The sequence below is a fragment of the Rhodopseudomonas palustris HaA2 genome (assembly GCF_000013365.1).
Lineage (GTDB): Bacteria > Pseudomonadota > Alphaproteobacteria > Rhizobiales > Xanthobacteraceae > Rhodopseudomonas > Rhodopseudomonas palustris_J.
In genome coordinates, this window is the sequence record NC_007778.1 from 3,184,044 (window position 1) to 3,200,353 (window position 16,310).

Below are 16,310 nucleotides of genomic sequence, written 5' to 3' on the forward strand. Positions count from 1 at the left end.
GTAATTTCCCTAGGTGCCAACAGAAAGAAAGAATCGCAGCGGCGCGTCAACCGTTCGGTTGAGCGGTAGCCGGAAACGTCGCTAGATATGACTTAAGGCGTATTCACCCGGCCGTTTGCTGCGGAGTGTTGCATTATTGCATCGCGCGAGCGCGTTTGAAGACCAGTTCGTGCTTGGAATTTAAGACGATGGCGGTGGCGGTTCGAAGCCGGCCATCAACTTCACCAGGTCGCTCTGTCGATGGCTGCCTGTCTTGCGGAACAGGTTGTGAAGATGGGTTTTCACCGTCGCCTGCGCGATGCCCAGCAATTCGCTCGCCGCCCTTACGCTGCTGACCTTGGTCATGGCATCGAGAACGCGCAGTTCGCTCGCCGTCAGTTTGTAGATGTTGGCTAGCGCCTCCAGCGGCGGCGGACTGACCGGCGATGTCTTGCGCACGAACACCGCGGCCACCGCCGAGGGAAGCGAGCCATTGCGCGACCGGTCGCCGGATGTCAGCGGCAGCACATGGGCAAACCAGCGCTGGTGCGGCGAGGATGCGAGCGGGATGGCGACACCGCGATTTCCCACCGACGTGTCGCCGTCTTCCGCCGCGATGAAAATCTCACGTAGCATACGGTTCGATTCCGGCGCCACCGCTGTGAGCATATTCCGTCGCTCACGCAGCAGCGTTCCTTCCTCAAGCATGGCGCGGCCGGGTCCGTTCGCGAACGAGATGCGGCCGTTGACGCCGACGAGAAAGACCGCAGCCTCGACCAGGTCCAGCGTTTCCGTCAGAACGGCCTCGGCCTTGCTGGCTTGCTGAAACAAGCGCCCGATGGCGACCGCGCGTTGAAAATGCGGAACGAGCAGCGCGGTGCGCTCGCGAGCGCCGGCATCAGCGACGCCATGCTTGTGGGTCCGACGGATGTTGAACAATGAGGAGGCAGTCGTGCCTTTCTCGAGGTTCACCCCAATCACATCGACAATGCCCTGCGGCTGAACCCACTCCCGATGAAACCTGGTTTTGACCAGCTCGCTTTCCGGCACGATATCAGTCGGCGTGAAGATCACGCCCGGCTCGACAAAGGCAGCCGCCGGAAACGTCGGGTTCAGCGAGAGATATTTCTCGAAATAGAGCTTCGTGTAGTGCGGATCTTCACCGATCAGGTAAAGCGCTTGGGCGCGAACTGTCGCTGTGTCGTGCCAGTACAACGCAGCCGAAGATCCTCCGACGAAGTCGCAGGATTGTTCCAGGGTTCTGATCCACAGCGTCGGGTCGAGCGCCGCGTCGTAGATTGTGCCGATCAGATCGGACAGCGCAGAGGATTCGGACATCTCGTCGCGACATCTTTCACTCGGCCTGGTATCAGGCACCTCCGTCGACGTTGCACCGCGTGGCGAATTGTTGGCAAGAGCAGAGCCCGCAGATCCGGCGGAATTTCCTCTCGGCCTTCGTGATCGTCCTGCCGTAACTTCCGCCCCGGATGCTCAGGGGCACCCGGCCGCGATCGCAAGGAAGTCCGACGCCTTCAGGCTGGCGCCACCGACCAGCGCGCCGTTGACGTGGGGAACCGCCATCAGCTCGCTGGCGTTGGAGGGCTTCACCGAACCGCCGTAAAGCAACCGCATGCGCTCGCCCTCGCCGTTGAAGCGTTGCGTCAGAGTCTGGCGGATAAATCCATGAACTTCCTCGACATCTGCGGCAGTCGGCGTCATGCCGGTGCCGATCGCCCAGACCGGCTCATAGGCCACCACCAGATTGGCGGCGGTTGCGCCGTCCGGCAGCGAGCCGGCGAGCTGGCCGGCGACCACATCGAGGGTGTGGCCGGCATTGCGCTCACCTTGGGTTTCGCCAACGCAGACGATCGCAACCAACCCTGCCCGCCAGACCGCCTGCGCCTTGGTGCGGACGATCGCGTCGGTCTCGGCGTGGTCGGCGCGGCGCTCGGAATGGCCGACGATAATAGTGCGGGCGCCGGCATCCGCCAGCATTTCGGCCGAGATGTCGCCGGTATGTGCGCCTGCGGCATTGGTGTGGCAATCCTGTGCACCAATTGCGACCGGCAGCGCGCTGTTGGCGTGGGCCGCGAGCCGATCGGCGAACGCCGCAATCAGCGTCGCGGGCGGGCATACCAGCAGATCGACCCCCGACGAAAGTTGCGCCGCGCCTTCCAGGATCGCATCGAGTTCAGACGAAGCGGCCTTGAGGCCGTTCATCTTCCAGTTTCCGGCAATCAGCGAACGAACGGCGGGGACCGGCATGGACACTCTCATGTTTCGGGGTTGCTCAATCCCGCTAGCAGAGCCGTTTGCGATGCTCAAGAGCGCGTGATCGCACAGGGGCGGACCGCAGCCAGAGCCTGTTGCGACGCGCTGGCGGCAGCGCGGTTGCGGTCTCCGGCTGGTTGCGACGCTGCGACCGCCACTTTATGATGGATTTTCAAGCCGGCGACGCTAATTTGCGCCACCGCGCGCCAGAGCGCGGCCGGTTCCCTCCTGCGAAAAAGTGTGTCCATGCTCCGAGGAATACGCAACGCCTCATCCAATTGGGTCGGCAAGACCATCATGATGATCGTGATGGGCGTGCTGATCCTCAGCTTTGCGGTCTGGGGCATTGCCGACATCTTCCGCGGGTTCGGCCGATCCACGCTCGCCACCATCGGCGGCACCGAGATCACCACCGAACAATTCCGCCAGACCTACAACGACCGTCTGCAGCAGATCGGCCGGCAGTTCGGCCGGCCGCTGACGCCGGATCAGGCGCGTGCCTTCGGCATCGATCGCCAAGTGCTGCAGCAGGTGATCGCGGAGGCGGCGCTCGACGAGGATGCGCGCCGGCTCGGGCTCGGCCAGTCCGACGAAGAGACCATGAAGAGCATCCTCAACGACCCGAACTTCAAGGGCGTCGGCGGTGCGTTCGATCCGAACCGCTTCCAGCAAGTGATCCGCCAGTTCGGCTTCACCGAGCAGCGCTACATCGCCGAGCAGCGCAAGGTCGCGCTGCGGCGGCAGATCGCCGGCACCATCACGGCCGGCCTCGCGCCGTCCAGCACGATGTTGCAGGTCGCCAGCCAGTTCCAGAACGAGCAGCGCGCGATCGAGTATCTGAAGCTGACCGACGCGCAAGTCGGCACCATCGACCCGCCCTCGCCCGAAGCGCTCGCGGCCTACTACGAAGACCACAAGACGCAGTTCCGCGCGCCCGAATATCGCAAGCTCGCATTCGTCACGGTGACCCCCGACTCGATCGCCAAATGGACCGACGTGTCCGACGCCGACGCGCGCAAATTGTTCGACCAACGCAAGGACAAGCTTTCGACGCCGGAGAAGCGGCAGGTGTCGCAAATCGTGTTTCCCAGCGGCGAAGAGGCCCAGGCCGCGCGGACCAAGATCGCCGAGGGCGCCTCGTTCGATGACATCGCCACTCAGCGTGGGCTGAAGCCGGCCGACGTCGAACTCGGCATGGTCAGCAAGGCCGAAATGCTCGACCCTGCCGTCGCGAATGCCGCCTTTGCGCTGCCGCTCAACGAGGTCAGCCAGCCGATCCAGGGCGCGTTCGGCACGGCGCTGGTCAGGGTGTCCAAGGTCGAGCCCGGCGTCCAGCCGAGCTACGAGAGCCTCGCCTCCACGATCAAACGCGATGTCTCGCTGGAGCGCGCCCGCGCCCAGGTGCAGGAACTGCACGACAAGATGGAAGACGCCCGCGCCGGCGGCGCCAATGTGATCGAAGCGGCCAAGACGCTCGGCCTCAACGCCGTGACCATCGAGGCGATCGACCGCTCCGGCCGCGGCCCGGATGGCCAGCCGGTCAAGGACATCCCCCAGGGTCTCGAACTGGCGACCGCCGCGTTCAACAGCGATGTCGGCGTCGATACCGAATCGATCAACTATCAGAACGGCTATGTCTGGTTCGACGTGCTCGGCGTGACGCCGTCGCGCGAGCGCAGCCTCGACGAGGTCAAGGACCAAGTCGAAGCGCGCTGGCGCACCGAGCAGGTCACCAGCCGGCTGCGGACCATGGCCGCCGAGATGGTGCAGAAGCTCGGCACCGCCGGCAAGCTCGCAGAAGTCGCGCCGCAGGGTGTCAAGGTCGAGACCGCCACCGGACTGAAGCGCGAGGGAGCGAGCGCCGGCGTGCCGGATACAGTCGTCGAGGCGGTGTTCAGGACGCAGAAGGACGCGTTCGGCCAGAGCCAGGGCGGCACCGGCAACGAATGGTTCGTGTATCGCGTCACCGACGTCACGATCCCGCCGGTCGATCTCGCCTCCGCGGAGACGAAGAAACTCAAGGACGCGCTGGTGCAGCGGATGAACGACGAGCAGGTCGGCGAATATATCGCCTGGGTCGAAAAGCAGATCGGCACCAAGATCAACCAGCAGGCTGTGGCTCAGGCGACGGGGGCGGCGACCAACTGACGAAGGCATCCGCCTTCGCCCGTCGCCGATGGGGACCATGATCGATTTCAAGGCAGTTATCGCGAAGGTCGCGACGGGGGCGTCGCTGACCAGGGACGAAGCGGCGAACGCGTTCGACGCGATGATGTCGGGCGACGCGACGCCGTCGCAGATGGGTGCATTGCTGATGGGCCTGCGAGTCCGCGGCGAGACCGTCGACGAAATCACCGGCGCGGTGACGACGATGCGCGCCAAGATGCTGACGGTCGCAGCGCCGCCCGACGCGGTCGACGTCGTCGGCACCGGCGGCGACGGCTCCGGCTCGGTCAACGTCTCGACCTGCACTTCGTTTGTCGTGGCCGGCTGCGGCGTTCCGGTCGCCAAGCACGGCAACCGCGCGCTGTCGTCGAAATCCGGCGCCGCCGACGTGCTCAATGCCCTCGGCGTCAAGATCGACATCACCCCGGACCACGTCGGCCGCTGCGTGGCGGAGGCCGGCATCGGCTTCATGTTCGCGCCGACGCATCATCCGGCGATGAAGAACGTGGGTCCTACCCGCGTCGAGCTCGCTACCCGCACGATCTTCAATCTGCTCGGGCCGCTGTCGAATCCCGCCGGCGTCAAGCGCCAGATGATCGGCGTGTTCTCGCGGCAATGGGTGCAGCCGCTGGCGCAGGTGCTGCAGAATCTCGGCTCAGAATCGATCTGGGTGGTGCACGGCTCCGACGGGCTCGACGAGATCACCCTGTCCGGCCCGACCGCCGTCGCCGAATTGAAGAACGGCGAGATCAGGACCTTCGAGATCGGCCCCGAGGACGCCGGCCTGCCCCGCGCGCCGGCCGACGCGCTGAAGGGCGGCGATGCCGAGGCCAATGCGGTGGCGCTGCGCGCCGTGCTGGAAGGCATGCCGGGGCCGTATCGCGACGTCGCGCTGCTCAACGCCGCGGCGACGCTGATCGTCGCCGGCAAGGCGAAGGATCTCAAGGAAGGCGTCGCGCTCGGCGCCCAATCGATCGACAGCGGCGCCGCCGAAGCACGTTTGAAAAAGCTGATCGCGGTATCGGCGGCCGCCTAAGCGGGGTGAAATCGGTTCGTCATTGCGAGCGGAGCGAAGCAATCCAGAACGCGGTGCACGGAGCTGGATTGCTTCGTCGCTTCGCTCCTCGCAATGACGAGCTCTTGAAACCAGTGCTTTGAGTGACCCTCCAGGGAGCGTGCCTGTGTCCGACATCCTGACCAAGATTGAAGCCTACAAGCGCGAGGAGATCGCCGCCGCCAAGCGCGAGCGCCCGATCGCATCGCTGGAAGCGGATGCGCGCGCTGCGCCGCCGCCGCGCGGCTTCGTCCGCGCGCTCCGCGCCAAGCACGCGGCGGGCGACTATGCGCTGATCGCCGAGATCAAGAAGGCGTCGCCGTCGAAAGGCCTGATCCGCGCCGATTTCGATCCGCCGGCGCTCGCGCAGGCTTACGAACAAGGCGGCGCGGCCTGTCTCTCCGTGCTGACGGATACGCCGTCGTTCCAGGGCAGCCTCGACTATCTCGTCGCGGCGCGCGCGGCTGTGTCGTTGCCGGCGCTGCGCAAGGACTTCATGTACGACACCTATCAGGTGGTCGAAGCCCGCGCCCATGGCGCCGACTGCATCCTGATCATCATGGCGGCGCTCGACGATGCCGAGGCCCGCGACATCGAGGACGCCGCCTTCGATCTCGGCATGGACGTGCTGCTCGAAGTCCACGACCGTGCCGAACTCGACCGCGCGCTGCAGTTGCGTTCGCCGATGATCGGCGTCAACAACCGCAATTTGCGCACTTTCGAGGTGACGCTCGCGACCAGCGAGGCGCTGGCGCCGCTGATCCCGAAGGATCGGCTGATGGTCGGCGAAAGCGGCATCTTCACGCCCGACGACCTCGCCCGACTTGCTCGCGTTGGAATGTCGACCTTCCTGGTCGGCGAGAGCCTGATGCGTCAGGAGGACGTCGCCACCGCGACCCGCGCGCTGCTCGCGCGCGCGGCCTGAGGCGGGGCTGATGTCGAAGAAAGCGAAGCCGACCAGAGCCGCCGCCCCCGCCCTCACCCATATCGGCACCAGCGGCGAGGCGCGGATGGTCGACGTCTCGGAGAAATCCGCGACCGAGCGCGTCGCAGTCGCCGAGGGCCGCGTGGTGATGAAGAAGGCTACACTGGACCTGATCCTGAGTGGCGACGCCAAGAAGGGCGACGTGCTCGGCACGGCCCGGATCGCCGGCATCATGGCGGCCAAGCGCACTTCGGAGCTGATCCCGCTGTGCCATCCGCTGGCGCTGTCGAAGGTCACGCTCGATATCGTCCCCGACAAGAAACTGCCCGGCTGCATCGTCCGCGCCACGGTGAAGGTCACCGGCCCGACCGGCGTCGAGATGGAAGCGCTGACCGCGGTGTCGGTCGCCTGCCTGACGATCTACGACATGATCAAGGCAGTGGAGCGCGGCGTGCGGATCGATGGCATTCACCTGATCGCCAAAACAGGCGGCAAGTCCGGCGATTACGTCGCAGGGGCGGCGTCCAAATAGGATAGGCTGCCGCGGCGATCACGAGAAAGATCACGCCGATGCCTCCCGTCTCGACACCAGCTTCCGCGCCCACCGGCCTCAGCGAGGCTGAAGCCGGCGCGCGACTCGCCGGCGAAGGCCCCAACGAGCTGCCGAGCCCGGACCGGCGGACGCTGTTGGGGATCGTTCTGGAGGTGATGCGCGAACCAATGCTGGCGCTGCTGCTCGGCGGCGGCGTGGTCTATCTCGCGCTCGGCGATTTCAAGGAAGCGCTGATCCTGCTGGTGTTCGCCAGCCTCTCGATCGTGATCACCGTAGTTCAGGAGAGCCGCACCGAGCGCGTGCTGGAGGCGCTGCGCGACCTCACCAGTCCGCGCGCGCTGGTGATCCGCGACGGCGAGCGCCGCCGCATCGCCGGCCGCGAGGTGGTGCGCGGCGATCTGATGGTGCTGTCCGAGGGCGACCGCGTCGCCGCCGACGCCGTGCTGCTGTCGGCCGACGACATTCAGGCCGACGAATCGCTGCTGACCGGCGAATCCGTGCCGGTGCGCAAGATCGCGCGCGACGAGGCCGATGCCGCGGTATCGCACCGGCCCGGCGGCGACGATCAGCCGACCGTCTATTCCGGCTCGCTGGTGGTGCGCGGCGGCGGCATCGCCGAAGTGATCGCCACTGGGCCGCGCAGCGAAATCGGCAAGATCGGTCAAGCGCTCGGCACGCTGCAGATCGAACCGCCGCGGCTGCAGACCCAGACGCGCAAGCTGGTGCGGGTGTTCGGAATCATCGGCGGCGCGTTCAGCCTGCTCGTCGTCGTGCTGTACGGCACGCTGCGCGGCGGCTGGCTCGACGCGGTGCTCGCCGGCATCACCGTCGGCATGTCGATGCTGCCCGAAGAATTCCCGGTCGTGCTCGCGGTGTTCATGGCGATGGGCGCATGGCGGATCTCGCAGGCGCGTGTGCTGACCCGCCGCGCCGCCGCGATCGAATCGCTCGGCTCTGCGACGGTGCTGTGCACCGACAAGACCGGCACGCTGACCGAGAACCGGATGTCGGTCGCTGAACTGCGGCTGACCTCGGGCGAAATGTTCCGACCGCGCGAAGGCGCCGAACTCCCCGCGACGTTCCGCGCCCTGCTCGAAACCGGCCTGCTCGCCTCCGCGCCCGACCCGTTCGATCCGATGGACCGCGCACTGCATCGACTCGCGGACAGTCACCTTCCGGACGCCCGAGGCGACCGCAGCATGGTGCATTCCTACGGATTGCGCCGCGATCTGCTGGCGATGACGCAGGTCTGGCGCGATCACGACGATCCGGGCGATTTCATCGTCGCCGCCAAGGGCGCCCCGGAGGCGATCGCCCGGATGTGCGGCCTCGACGACGCCGAACTGCTTCGATTGTCGCAGACCATCGACGCGATGGCGGCCGACGGCCTGCGCGTGCTCGGCGTCGCCCGCGCCACGCATCCGAACGACGACTGGCCGGAGACGCCGCTCGGCTTCGGCTTCGAATTCCTCGGCCTCGTCGGCCTCGCCGATCCGTTGCGCGCGGCGGTGCCGGCGGCGGTCGCCGATTGCCGCGCCGCCGGCATCCGCGTGGTGATGATCACCGGGGACTATCCGGCAACCGCGCAAGCGATCGCGCGCCAGGCCGGCATCGACGCGGACACCTGCGTCAGCGGCGACGAGATCGCGCGGCTCGACGATGTGGCGCTGGCGCAGCGGCTTCGCGACGCCACCGTGTTCGCGCGGATCATGCCGGAGCAGAAGCTGCGGATCGTCGATGCGCTCAAATCGGGCGGCGACGTCGTGGCGATGACCGGCGACGGCGTCAACGACGCGCCGTCGCTGAAATCGGCGCATATCGGCATCGCGATGGGCGGACGCGGCACCGACGTTGCGCGCGAGGCCTCGGCGATCGTGCTGCTCGACGACGACTTCGCCTCGATCGTCAAGGCGATCCGGCTCGGCCGGCGGATCTACGACAATCTCGTCAAGGCGATGGGCTTCATCTTCGCGGTCCACGTCCCGATCGCGGGCCTCGCGCTGCTGCCGCTGCTGTTCGGCCTGCCGATCCTGCTCGGCCCGATCCACATCGCATTTCTGGAGATGATCATCGATCCGGTGTGCTCGATCGTGTTCGAGGCGGAGACCGCCGAGGACGACGTGATGCGCCGCCCGCCCCGCGATCCCGAGCAGCCGCTGTTCACGCCTGCGCTGATCGGTTGGGGCTTGGTCCAGGGGCTGCTGGTGTTCGCGCTGGTCGCCGGCGTGTTCGTGATCGGCCAGTTCCGCGCGATGCCGGAAAACGAACTTCGCGCGCTGACGTTCTTCGCGTTGGTACTGAGCTTCGTCTGCCTGATCTTCGTCAACCGCTCGTTCTCGACCTCGATCCTGGCGGCGCTGCGCCGCCCGAACCCGATGCTCGCTGTTGTGCTGGCGATCGTCGGATGCGTGCTCGGCCTCAGCCTGGCCTGGCCGTGGCTGCGCGATCTGTTCAAGTTCGGCCCGCTGCACTGGGACGATCTCGGCCTGACCGCGGCGGCCGCGCTCGCGGTGCTGATCCTGCTCGAACTGATCAAGCCGCTGTGGCGCGGCCGGATCGGCAGCGCTGCGTCGCGGCGACAAGCCTGAGACCTGTCGTCGCGATCGCCGATGGCGTCGCGACGCTACGCCGACAGCCGGTCGACCGCCTGGCGGTCGATCACGAAGCGGCTGGTGTTGGCGCAATCCTCGCAGCGATAGATGTGGCGCTCGAACTCACAGGCACGCCGCCCGACCGGCCGCGGCTCGACGCGTGCGAGCTGCATGGTCGCGCCGCAGACGGGGCAGCGCGCGGGATCGAACGTGCTTTGAAAATTGCGCCAGACCATGATGCCTCCTTCCCAGTGGCTGAATCTGCTCGAACGACTCGCTGTCGCGGCCGAAGCCGCACAGCCGGATCGCGGCGCCGCCCTTCGGCGGCGGATCGTCGTCGTCGAGCCGACGCAAGGCCGCGAGGATCGCAGCCAGCGGCACGGTCCGACCGGACCCCGGCAGCGACCGCAACCACGGCTGCTGCTCGATCGCGTTGGCGTCGGACGCCCATGAGGAGAGGATGGCCCGCTTCTCCGCCGTGCCGAGCGCGTTGTCGCGCAGCACCTGGGCGGGATCGTCGTAGACCTGAGCGGAATGGTCGTGGACCGAAGCGGGATGTTGCAGGGAGCCCGCGATGACGCCGGGTTCCGGAATAGTCGTCGTGACGTGCATATCAGTCCTCCCGAGTGACTCCTTTCAGAACGGGACGCACGAAAAATAGACGAGCCGATCCGGCTTTCAAGTACCCGGTCAAAATTTTCCCGAACGGCAACTCACCCGCGTACCAAGGGGCTCTTGACACCGACTGCGCCGATCCCAAATCGATCGGCGCGCCCGCGACGGCGCGGGTGCGCCTCGGACATCGGCGCGTAGTTCGGCGCTGATCGTTCGAGACTGGATGGATCAACACTGGAGTGAGGAGGCATCCATGAACATGCGCGGCATGATCCCCTGGGGCCGGAACAACCAACCGCTGGCACGGGCATTCGACAGCGATCCCTTCCTGTCGCTGCACCGCGAAATGAACCGTCTGTTCGACGACGTGTTCCGCGGCTTCGACGCGACGCCGGCGCTGTCGAACCGCTTGGCGGCCTTCGGCAACGCCTGGCCCAAGCTCGAAATCGCCGACACCGACAAGGAACTGAAAGTGGCGGCCGAGATCCCCGGCATGGAGGAGAAGGACATCGAGGTTCTGCTCGACGACGGCGCGCTCACGATCCGCGGCGAAAAGATCTCGACCACCGAGGACAAGACCAGGCAGTTCAGCGAGCACTTCTACGGCAAGTTCGAACGCCGCATTCCGCTCGACGTCCCGGTCGCCGCCGACAAGGTCGCCGCGGCCTTCAAGAACGGCGTCCTTACGGTGACGCTGCCGAAACTGGAACCGGTCCCGGGCACCTCGAAGCGGATTGCGATCCAGCCCGGCAAATAAGCCGGCAAGCAACGGTTAACTGTGCGACGTCGCGCCCGGGTGCGAATGGCCGCACCCGGGACGGCGCTGGATGATCGTGACCCAAGATTTGTGACCCAAGAGGTAGGCGCGCAAACAGGACGTTAACAAGTCTGCGATGCAATCGGGCGCTCGCACATCCCGGCGGGCTTTCCGCAGGCTCGGACTTGTGATGACCCAAGAACGACGATTTGCACGTGTCCGCCCGAGCGGGTTGGTATCAAGCTCGGCAAGCCTGATTGTCGGCCCCAAGCTTCCGGTGATCCCGTGTCGCATGGTGGATTACTCCGCCGGCGGCGCCTGCATCGAGCTGAACGCCGACGCGACGCTGCCGACGCGGTTCGAACTGCTGCACGGCGGCACCAAGAAGAAATGTAGGATGGTGTGGAAACGCGCCCGCCGGATCGGCGTCTCGTTCTGACGCGCGCCCGCGTCGACCCGACGAACCGGTGGTCAGGGAGCCATATCCGGTGGCAGCGGCGGACTCTCCCGCAGCAGGCTGATGGTCACCCGGCGGTTGGCGGCCAGCATCGGCGCTTCCGGAAACAGCGGCTCGCCGTCGCCCTTCCCCGCCACCGACATCACGCGGTTCGATGACAGCCCCTCGCGCTTCAGGATCTGACGTACCGCATTGGCGCGCCCGGTCGACAGGTCGAAGGAATCGTAGTCGCCATTGGCCGGCACCGCCGTCGCGGCGGTGTGACCGACGATATTGACCCGTAGCGAGGTGGCCCGCAGCGGCGCCGCGAGCTTTGCGATCAGCAAGCGGGTCCGCTCGTACGGCACCGAGGAGCCGTCCGCAAACATCGGCCTGCCGTCCTGATCGGTCAGTTCGAGATTGAGACCGGTCGGGGTCTCCTCGAACACCACGTTTTTCGACAGTTCGGACAGTTCGGGCACATCCTGCAGCGCCTGCCGGAGCGACGCCGACGCCAGCGCGAATTCGCGTTCGGCCTTGGCCTGCGCCGAACTGCCGGCGCCGCCGGCCTGATCCAGCGCGGCATTGTCGGTTTTGGCGACCCTGCCCTGAACCGGCGTCCCGTCGGTCTCGACCGCGCCGGAATAGCGCGCCTGATGCTGCACGCCGAAGGCGTCGCGCATCGAGCCGGCGACGATCTGAAGCTTTTTGACGTCCTGGGTCGAGTACGACACCAGCACGACGAAGAAGGCGACCAGAAGCCCCATCAAGTCGGCGAAGGAGACGTACCAGCCATGACCGGTGTGCTCATCGTCGAGCTTCTTCTTGCTGCAGCCCTTCCCGGTCAGCATTGGCAACATTCCGGTACGGTCAACGTGCCAATCGGCAGGTCACAGTCGAGGTGCATGAGCGGATCGCCGCTGATCGAATCGGACGGCGCGATCATCAGGCACTTCTGGAAAAAGTGATCGCGGCGCCGCCTGTGCTGTTCTAAACGGCACGCATGAAGAAACGGTTGTCGATCACAGCCAACTGATCCTTAACTCCCCGTCTTCGCGTCAAGGTCTCGTTCCGAATCGACCCCACCTCGCCATCGTTTCCCGCTCCTGCTAGGCCGTCTCACATGACAACCACTCTCACGCCCGGCGCGGCCGACGCGCTGTTGTTCGATCTCGGCCGCGTCGTGATCGACTTCGATCTCGCCCGCACGCTGAAAGCCTGGGCGGTCGAACTCGGCAGCGATCCGTCCGCGATGATGACGGCGCTGGCCCGCAACGACACCTTCCATCGCTATGAGACCGGTCACGTCACCGACGCGGAGTTCTTCGCCGCGGTGCGCGAGGCGCTGCGGCTCGAACTGTCCGACGATCAGTTGCGCGAGGGCTGGAACGCGATCTTCATCGGCGAGATGCCGGGCATCGCGCCGCTGCTCGAACGCGCCGCGCGGCATCTGCCGCTGTATGCGCTGTCCAACACCAATGACGCCCACATCGCGCATTTCTCGGAGCATTTCGCCGAGCTGCTGAAACCGTTCCGCGAACTGTTCCTGTCGTCGCGGATCGGCATGCGCAAACCCAATGCGGCAGCCTATGATCATGTCGTCAGGGCGATCGGCGTGCGGCCCGAGCGCATTGTGTTCTTCGACGATCTGGCGGAAAACATCGCGGCCGCGCGCGTGCGCGGGCTCCAGGCCGTGCATGTCCGCTCCAGCGCGGACGTGGCGCAGGCGCTGGATCAACTCGGGCTGTGACGGCCCGCGCGAACGAGTACTGACAATTGCGATGACCGGCGACGCCACCGACCTCGACTGGGACCACCCGAACCCGTTCACGCTGAGAATGGTGCCGGGAGAGGCCGACATCGACGGCCTCAACCACACCAATAATTCGGTCTATGTACGCTGGTGCGACAGCGTCGGCTGGGCGCATTCCGAAGCGCTTGGTCTGGCGCTCGCCGACTGGCAGCGGATCGATCGCGCCATGGCGATCCGCCGCGGCGAATACGACTACCTGCTGCCGAGCCATCTGGGCGACGAACTGCTGCTCGGCACCTGGGTCTATGGCAGCGACGGCAAGCTCCTGATGGAGCGCCGCTTCCAGTTGATCCGGCTGCGCGACCGCGCCACCGTGATGCGCGGCCGCTGGCAGCTCGTCTGCATCGAACTATCGAGCGGCCGCCCGCGCCGCCTGCCGCCGGAATTTGCGCAGGTGTATCTGCCGGTGATGGTGCTGGCGAAGGATGACACCGGCGGTGCCGCCGCATCCGATCGCGCGTAACGGCGCGGCCTATTGCGCCGGCGGCGTCCGGCAATCCATCGAATACACCAGTTCGCCCCGAGCGGTACGGCCGATCGGCTGGCACGGCACATAGGCGCGGGCGGCAGCCGGTGCGGCTGCAGACGGCGCCGTTGCGGCGGCAGGCGGGGCCGCTGGCGCCGTTGCCTGCGCGGCCGGAGCAGCCGGCGCGACGGGTGCCGCCGTCTCAGGCGCGCTCACGGGCGGCGGCGCGTAATCCGGATTGGCGGACGGCATCCAGCCGCGACTCCAGTCGTGCCGGATCGCATAGGTGGTTCCGAACGCAATCAACCCGATCACGCCGACGATCCGCAGCAGCCATTTCGCAAAGTCGTCGCCCATCTGCGCACTCCAAGCTGTCCGCCGGACCCAAACCTCTCCGACCTTCCCGTCCTACCGCTCGCGCTGCAGTTCCCACAATTAGGATTTCGTTTGAACCACGCGGCAGCGGGGCCGGCGGACCACGCTGAGGATCTTGCGCAAGCGTCGCGAGGCACCTAAAGCCGTTTTCATGACACGCCACCCTCGCCTTGCCGGACCGGATCGGTCCGCCGCCAGCCCCGGAGCGAACCGATGGCGCTGATGCCGGTCGCTGATGCCCTTGCCGCCGTGCTGGATGGCGCCGCCGGGCTGCCCGAGGAGATGGTGGCGCTCGACGACGCACATGGCCGCGTGCTGGCGCGCGACCTGGCGGCGCTGCGGACGCAGCCGCCGCAGCCGATGTCGGCGATGGACGGCTATGCGGTGCGCGCTGCCGATGTCGCGGTTGCGCCGGCGCGCCTCACCGTAATCGGCGAGATCGCCGCGGGTCGGCCGGCCGAGCAATCGATCGGCCCGGGGCAAGCGCTGCGGATCTTCACCGGCGGCGTGATCCCCGACGGCGCCGATACCGTGGTGATCCAGGAAGACACGGTCCGCGATAGCGATCAGGTGACGGTTACCGAAGCCACCCGGCCCGGCCGCCACATCCGCCCCGCCGGGATCGACTTCACCGCCGGCGAAGTGTTGCTGCGCGCGGGCGATCGGCTCAGCGACCGCGACCTCGCACTCGCCGCCGGCATGAACCACCCCATGCTGCCGGTGCATCGCCGGCCGCGCGTCGCCATGCTCGCCACCGGCGACGAGCTGGTGATGCCGGGCGCGGCACTCGGCCCCGGCCAGATCGTCTATTCCAACGGCTATGCGCTGCGGGCCTTGGCGCGCAGCGAGGGCGCCGAGGTGATCGACCTCGGCATCGCCGCCGATACCATCGAGGCCACCCGCGCGGCGATCGCGCGTGCGCGCGACCTCGGGGTCGACCTGCTGGTCACCACTGGCGGCGCCTCGGCCGGGGACCACGATCTGGTCAAGTCGTCGCTGGAAGCCGAGGGCACCGACATTGCGTTCTGGAAGATCGCGATGCGGCCGGGCAAGCCGATGATGCACGGCCGGCTCGGCCCGATGCGGGTGATCGGCCTGCCCGGCAATCCGGTATCCTCCTATGTCTGCGCCTTCCTGTTCATGGTGCCGCTGATCCGGGCGCTTTGCGGGATCCGCGAATCGATGCACCGCCGCCAGCCGGCGCTGCTCGGCGCCGCCCTTACCGCCAACGACCAGCGCGAGGACTATCTGCGCGCCCGTCTGGCGCTGCGCGACGACGGACAATGGCTGGCGACGCCGGTCGACCGCCAGGATTCGTCGCTGCTGGCGCGGCTATCTGCAGCGCAGGCGCTGATCGTTCGCCCGCCGTTCGCGCCGGCGGCCGCGGCTGGCTCGCAATGTCTCATCCTTAAGCTTCCGGAATAGCGATCTGCGCATTTGTTGACCTCAAATTAAGAGGTTGCGGAACACATACTGAACATATAGTGTCCGTTCATGATTTGTTTCGAGTAGTTGCGCCTCGCCCGACTGTCTTCATGGCGCGATGAACGGACGGCACGACGACACGGCGATCGTCGCCAGACGTGGGGAATGATCGAGATGCTGACGCGTAAACAATTCGAGCTTCTGAAATTCATCAACGAGCGGCTGAAAGAAGCCGGCGTTCCCCCCTCGTTCGACGAGATGAAGGATGCGCTCGACCTGCGTTCCAAATCGGGCATTCACCGCCTGATCACGGCGCTGGAAGAGCGTGGCTTCATCCGCCGCCTGCCCAACCGCGCCCGTGCCATCGAGGTGATCAAGCTGCCCGACCTCGGCGGCAATAGCGGCGCTCGCCGCGGTTTCACCCCCAGCGTGATCGAAGGCAATCTCGGCAAGGTGCGGCCGCCGAGCCCGCAGCATGCCGAAGACGACTCCGATCGCAACGTCGCGGTGCCGGTGATGGGCCGGATCGCCGCCGGCACGCCGATCGAGGCGCTGCAGACCCGCAGTCACACCATCAGCGTGCCGCCGGACATGCTCGGTTCCGGCGAGCACTACGCGCTCGAAGTGCGCGGCGATTCGATGATGGATGCCGGCATCCTCGACGGCGACATGGCGCTGATCCAGCGCAACGAGAGCGCCGACACCGGCGACATCGTGGTGGCGCTGATCGACGAGGAGGAAGCGACGCTGAAGCGCTTCCGCCGCCGCGGCGCATCGATCGCGCTGGAGCCTGCCAATTCCGCCTACGAGGTCCGTATCCTGCCGCCCAACCGGGTGCGGATCCAGGGCAAGCTGATCGGTCTGTATCGCAAATACTGAGCCAC

The 16,310-nt window shown here is 66.6% G+C and carries 17 protein-coding genes; 11 read left to right on the top strand and 6 right to left on the bottom strand.

Annotated elements, in window-relative coordinates; genetic code table 11:
* Positions 1 to 180 precede the first annotated feature (180 nt).
* Together RPB_RS14075 and tpiA are read right to left on the bottom strand one after the other, a co-directional pair.
* A complete protein-coding gene (locus RPB_RS14075; protein WP_011441681.1) occupies positions 181 to 1,317 on the bottom strand; it encodes a helix-turn-helix transcriptional regulator in 1,137 nt (378 codons plus the stop codon).
* Positions 1,318 to 1,470: 153 nt separating this feature from the next.
* Positions 1,471 to 2,244: a triose-phosphate isomerase gene (gene tpiA / locus RPB_RS14080; protein ID WP_041798255.1), complete on the bottom strand. Its 774-nt coding sequence runs from the start codon at positions 2,242 to 2,244 to the stop codon at positions 1,471 to 1,473.
* A gap of 252 nt (positions 2,245 to 2,496) precedes the next feature.
* Between tpiA and RPB_RS14085 the strand changes: the two genes are divergently transcribed.
* From RPB_RS14085 to RPB_RS14105, 5 genes are all read left to right on the top strand, one after another.
* Positions 2,497 to 4,398, top strand: coding sequence for a peptidylprolyl isomerase (locus RPB_RS14085; RefSeq protein ID WP_011441683.1), 1,902 nt, complete (start codon positions 2,497 to 2,499; stop codon positions 4,396 to 4,398).
* A 37-nt stretch (positions 4,399 to 4,435) separates the two neighbouring features.
* Positions 4,436 to 5,452: an anthranilate phosphoribosyltransferase gene (gene trpD, locus RPB_RS14090; RefSeq protein WP_041798729.1), complete on the top strand. Its 1,017-nt coding sequence runs from the start codon at positions 4,436 to 4,438 to the stop codon at positions 5,450 to 5,452.
* Between the two features lie 145 nt (positions 5,453 to 5,597).
* On the top strand, positions 5,598 to 6,395 hold the full coding sequence (trpC, locus tag RPB_RS14095) for an indole-3-glycerol phosphate synthase TrpC (protein WP_011441685.1): 798 nt from the start codon (positions 5,598 to 5,600) through the stop codon (positions 6,393 to 6,395).
* Positions 6,396 to 6,405: 10 nt separating this feature from the next.
* Complete coding sequence (moaC, locus tag RPB_RS14100) at positions 6,406 to 6,927, top strand: cyclic pyranopterin monophosphate synthase MoaC (RefSeq protein WP_011441686.1); 522 nt, start codon at positions 6,406 to 6,408, stop codon at positions 6,925 to 6,927.
* Positions 6,928 to 6,965: 38 nt separating this feature from the next.
* The gene (locus RPB_RS14105; RefSeq protein WP_011441687.1) at positions 6,966 to 9,536 is read left to right on the top strand and encodes a cation-translocating P-type ATPase; all 2,571 of its coding nucleotides are present in this window, start codon (positions 6,966 to 6,968) and stop codon (positions 9,534 to 9,536) included.
* 35 nt (positions 9,537 to 9,571) lie between these two features.
* Here RPB_RS14105 and RPB_RS24595 read toward each other — a convergent pair whose 3' ends face one another.
* Together RPB_RS24595 and RPB_RS14110 are read right to left on the bottom strand one after the other, a co-directional pair.
* Positions 9,572 to 9,712, bottom strand: coding sequence for a hypothetical protein (locus tag RPB_RS24595; protein ID WP_157038825.1), 141 nt, complete (start codon positions 9,710 to 9,712; stop codon positions 9,572 to 9,574).
* On the bottom strand, positions 9,663 to 10,151 hold the full coding sequence (locus tag RPB_RS14110) for a hypothetical protein (RefSeq protein ID WP_011441688.1): 489 nt from the start codon (positions 10,149 to 10,151) through the stop codon (positions 9,663 to 9,665). Before RPB_RS14110 ends, RPB_RS24595 begins: the two co-directional genes overlap by 50 nt.
* Before the next feature lie 256 nt (positions 10,152 to 10,407).
* Between RPB_RS14110 and RPB_RS14115 the strand changes: the two genes are divergently transcribed.
* Both RPB_RS14115 and RPB_RS14120 read left to right on the top strand, forming a co-directional pair.
* Positions 10,408 to 10,911: an Hsp20/alpha crystallin family protein gene (locus tag RPB_RS14115; RefSeq protein WP_011441689.1), complete on the top strand. Its 504-nt coding sequence runs from the start codon at positions 10,408 to 10,410 to the stop codon at positions 10,909 to 10,911.
* A 190-nt stretch (positions 10,912 to 11,101) separates the two neighbouring features.
* The gene (locus tag RPB_RS14120; protein WP_041798256.1) at positions 11,102 to 11,350 is read left to right on the top strand and encodes a PilZ domain-containing protein; all 249 of its coding nucleotides are present in this window, start codon (positions 11,102 to 11,104) and stop codon (positions 11,348 to 11,350) included.
* Between the two features lie 32 nt (positions 11,351 to 11,382).
* Here the strand turns inward: RPB_RS14120 and RPB_RS14125 are convergent, their stop codons facing one another.
* The gene (locus RPB_RS14125) at positions 11,383 to 12,198 is read right to left on the bottom strand and encodes an OmpA/MotB family protein (RefSeq protein ID WP_041798257.1); all 816 of its coding nucleotides are present in this window, start codon (positions 12,196 to 12,198) and stop codon (positions 11,383 to 11,385) included.
* A gap of 272 nt (positions 12,199 to 12,470) precedes the next feature.
* Here RPB_RS14125 and RPB_RS14130 point away from each other — a divergent pair, with 272 nt between their 5' ends.
* Together RPB_RS14130 and RPB_RS14135 are read left to right on the top strand one after the other, a co-directional pair.
* The gene (locus tag RPB_RS14130) at positions 12,471 to 13,097 is read left to right on the top strand and encodes an HAD family hydrolase (protein ID WP_011441692.1); all 627 of its coding nucleotides are present in this window, start codon (positions 12,471 to 12,473) and stop codon (positions 13,095 to 13,097) included.
* Between the two features lie 31 nt (positions 13,098 to 13,128).
* A complete protein-coding gene (locus RPB_RS14135) occupies positions 13,129 to 13,623 on the top strand; it encodes an acyl-CoA thioesterase (protein WP_011441693.1) in 495 nt (164 codons plus the stop codon).
* A gap of 9 nt (positions 13,624 to 13,632) precedes the next feature.
* Here the strand turns inward: RPB_RS14135 and RPB_RS14140 are convergent, their stop codons facing one another.
* Positions 13,633 to 13,983: a hypothetical protein gene (locus RPB_RS14140; protein WP_011441694.1), complete on the bottom strand. Its 351-nt coding sequence runs from the start codon at positions 13,981 to 13,983 to the stop codon at positions 13,633 to 13,635.
* Between the two features lie 231 nt (positions 13,984 to 14,214).
* Here RPB_RS14140 and RPB_RS14145 point away from each other — a divergent pair, with 231 nt between their 5' ends.
* Both RPB_RS14145 and lexA read left to right on the top strand, forming a co-directional pair.
* Positions 14,215 to 15,426, top strand: a complete 1,212-nt coding sequence (locus RPB_RS14145) for a molybdopterin molybdotransferase MoeA (RefSeq protein ID WP_011441695.1) — start codon at positions 14,215 to 14,217, stop codon at positions 15,424 to 15,426.
* 174 nt (positions 15,427 to 15,600) lie between these two features.
* Positions 15,601 to 16,305: a transcriptional repressor LexA gene (gene lexA, locus RPB_RS14150; RefSeq protein WP_011441696.1), complete on the top strand. Its 705-nt coding sequence runs from the start codon at positions 15,601 to 15,603 to the stop codon at positions 16,303 to 16,305.
* The last annotated feature ends 5 nt before the right edge of the window (positions 16,306 to 16,310 follow it).

Excerpts from the sequence above, each read along its gene's own strand:
- trpD (WP_041798729.1), top strand. The coding sequence starts at position 4,436 with ATGATCGATTTCAAGGCAGTTATCGCGAAGGTCGCGACGGGGGCGTCG.
- RPB_RS14120 (WP_041798256.1), top strand. The coding sequence starts at position 11,102 with ATGACCCAAGAACGACGATTTGCACGTGTCCGCCCGAGCGGGTTGGTA.
- RPB_RS14110 (WP_011441688.1), bottom strand. The coding sequence starts at position 10,151 with ATGCACGTCACGACGACTATTCCGGAACCCGGCGTCATCGCGGGCTCC.
- tpiA (WP_041798255.1), bottom strand. The coding sequence starts at position 2,244 with ATGCCGGTCCCCGCCGTTCGTTCGCTGATTGCCGGAAACTGGAAGATG.
- RPB_RS14105 (WP_011441687.1), top strand. The coding sequence starts at position 6,966 with ATGCCTCCCGTCTCGACACCAGCTTCCGCGCCCACCGGCCTCAGCGAG.
- RPB_RS24595 (WP_157038825.1), bottom strand. The coding sequence starts at position 9,712 with ATGCAGCTCGCACGCGTCGAGCCGCGGCCGGTCGGGCGGCGTGCCTGT.
- RPB_RS14130 (WP_011441692.1), top strand. The coding sequence starts at position 12,471 with ATGACAACCACTCTCACGCCCGGCGCGGCCGACGCGCTGTTGTTCGAT.
- RPB_RS14135 (WP_011441693.1), top strand. The coding sequence starts at position 13,129 with ATGACCGGCGACGCCACCGACCTCGACTGGGACCACCCGAACCCGTTC.
- RPB_RS14140 (WP_011441694.1), bottom strand. The coding sequence starts at position 13,983 with ATGGGCGACGACTTTGCGAAATGGCTGCTGCGGATCGTCGGCGTGATC.
- moaC (WP_011441686.1), top strand. The coding sequence starts at position 6,406 with ATGTCGAAGAAAGCGAAGCCGACCAGAGCCGCCGCCCCCGCCCTCACC.
- RPB_RS14145 (WP_011441695.1), top strand. The coding sequence starts at position 14,215 with ATGGCGCTGATGCCGGTCGCTGATGCCCTTGCCGCCGTGCTGGATGGC.
- RPB_RS14115 (WP_011441689.1), top strand. The coding sequence starts at position 10,408 with ATGAACATGCGCGGCATGATCCCCTGGGGCCGGAACAACCAACCGCTG.
- lexA (WP_011441696.1), top strand. The coding sequence starts at position 15,601 with ATGCTGACGCGTAAACAATTCGAGCTTCTGAAATTCATCAACGAGCGG.
- RPB_RS14125 (WP_041798257.1), bottom strand. The coding sequence starts at position 12,198 with ATGCTGACCGGGAAGGGCTGCAGCAAGAAGAAGCTCGACGATGAGCAC.
- RPB_RS14085 (WP_011441683.1), top strand. The coding sequence starts at position 2,497 with ATGCTCCGAGGAATACGCAACGCCTCATCCAATTGGGTCGGCAAGACC.
- RPB_RS14075 (WP_011441681.1), bottom strand. The coding sequence starts at position 1,317 with ATGTCCGAATCCTCTGCGCTGTCCGATCTGATCGGCACAATCTACGAC.